The 1,288-nt window shown below is 74.6% G+C and carries 2 protein-coding genes; one reads left to right on the plus strand and one right to left on the minus strand.

Going from position 1 to position 1,288, the window contains the following annotated elements; all coding sequences use genetic code 11:
• Positions 1–64: 64 nt before the first annotated feature.
• Positions 65–352 (minus strand): chaplin, encoded by a 288-nt coding sequence (locus IH13_RS0128860; protein ID WP_031088953.1) that lies wholly within the window; start codon positions 350–352, stop codon positions 65–67.
• A gap of 369 nt (positions 353–721) precedes the next feature.
• Here IH13_RS0128860 and IH13_RS0128865 point away from each other — a divergent pair, with 369 nt between their 5' ends.
• Complete coding sequence (locus IH13_RS0128865; protein ID WP_031088954.1) at positions 722–982, plus strand: hypothetical protein; 261 nt, start codon at positions 722–724, stop codon at positions 980–982.
• Positions 983–1,288: the final 306 nt, after the last annotated feature.

Raw genomic sequence — 1,288 nt, forward strand, 5'->3', positions numbered from 1 at the left:
TGCCCGCCGCTCCCGCTCGTGGAGGCGCGGACGGTCACCGGTGGGGGTTTCCTGTCGCCGCCCGTCAGTAGGCGTCGTGCTCGCCCTTGCCGTCGTCGTGTCCACCGTCCTGGCCACCGTTGACGCAGGCGTTGTCGAAGCTCGGGTTGAGCAGAGCGATGACGTCCAGCGAGTTGCCGCACGCGTTGACGGGAACGCTGACCGGGATCTGGACGACGTTGCCGGACAGCACACCGGGCGAACCGTAGGCGGCGCCCTCCGCACCGGCGTCGGCACCGGCCACGCCCGCACCGGCGAACACCAGGGCGCCCGCCGCGACGCTCAGGACTACCGCACTTCCCAGCTTGAACATGAAGTCTCCCGCAGTGTGAGTGCCGCCGCGCGGATGCGATGGCTCGGTCCACGATGCGGATTCGCCTCCGTCGAGCCGTTCGGCGCGCCGTCCGCCGCTCTCCGCTCGCCCGAACAGCGGTACGTGCATGCTGCCGGCCCAACCGTGTGCCGGCCGCGCCCGGTGTGCGGGGCCCTCGACCGGAGACGGGCCCTCCCGCACCGCCGCGGCCGCGTTCCGCACGGCCGGCGTGTGCCCGGGCCTCGCGGTCTCTCCGCTTGGGCCGATCAGGTGGTTCCGTCCCCCGAGTGCGCGCGGCGCCCCCTTCGTCGCGTTGCCGACGGCGACAGTGGGGGCTACGCACCATCCGCGTTCCTGAGAGGAAGCATCATGCTTCGTCGTATTGCGATCACCCTCGCCACCGTCGCCGCCGCCGGATTCGTGGCCGCCGCACCGGCCGCCGCCCACGACTGGGAGGCGGAGGGCGGCCAGCTGGGCGCCGGCTACGAGGCGGTCGAGGCCTCCCGCCAGGCCGGCGAGTTCCTCAACCTGGGCGGCCCGTACGGGATCACCTACGCCAAGGAGAAGAAGGCCGACTTCGCGGCCGAGAGCGGCTTCCTCTACGCGCAGTACCTGCAGGGCCGCGGCTGATCCCCGCCGAAGCGGCGTCGGTGCCGTAGCCTGACCCGCTGAGAAGCTCACCCGGGACCCCGGGCCGTTGAGGCCCGGGGTCCCGTCGCGCGCTCGGCCGGCGCCGTCCGCCGCCGCACCCGTGGTGCCTCGCCGAGGCCGTGAGGCCGCTGCGGGGGCCCGGGCCCCGGGCGTGTCAGGCCGCGGTGGTGCCCGTCGCGCGGAGTGCGGGCGCCACGGGGGCGCCGTCCTGGCGCGCGGACGACAGCGCGGCCTCGACCACCGCGACGGCCGCGTGGATGTCGGCCGCCGTCACCAACGGCGTGC

Source organism: Streptomyces sp. NRRL WC-3549 (assembly GCF_000721935.1).
Taxonomy (GTDB): domain Bacteria; phylum Actinomycetota; class Actinomycetes; order Streptomycetales; family Streptomycetaceae; genus Streptomyces.

What these genes read in the sequence shown, in the direction of transcription:
- IH13_RS0128860 (WP_031088953.1), bottom strand. Translation starts at nt 352, where the DNA reads ATGTTCAAGCTGGGAAGTGCGGTAGTCCTGAGCGTCGCGGCGGGCGCC.
- IH13_RS0128865 (WP_031088954.1), top strand. Translation starts at nt 722, where the DNA reads ATGCTTCGTCGTATTGCGATCACCCTCGCCACCGTCGCCGCCGCCGGA.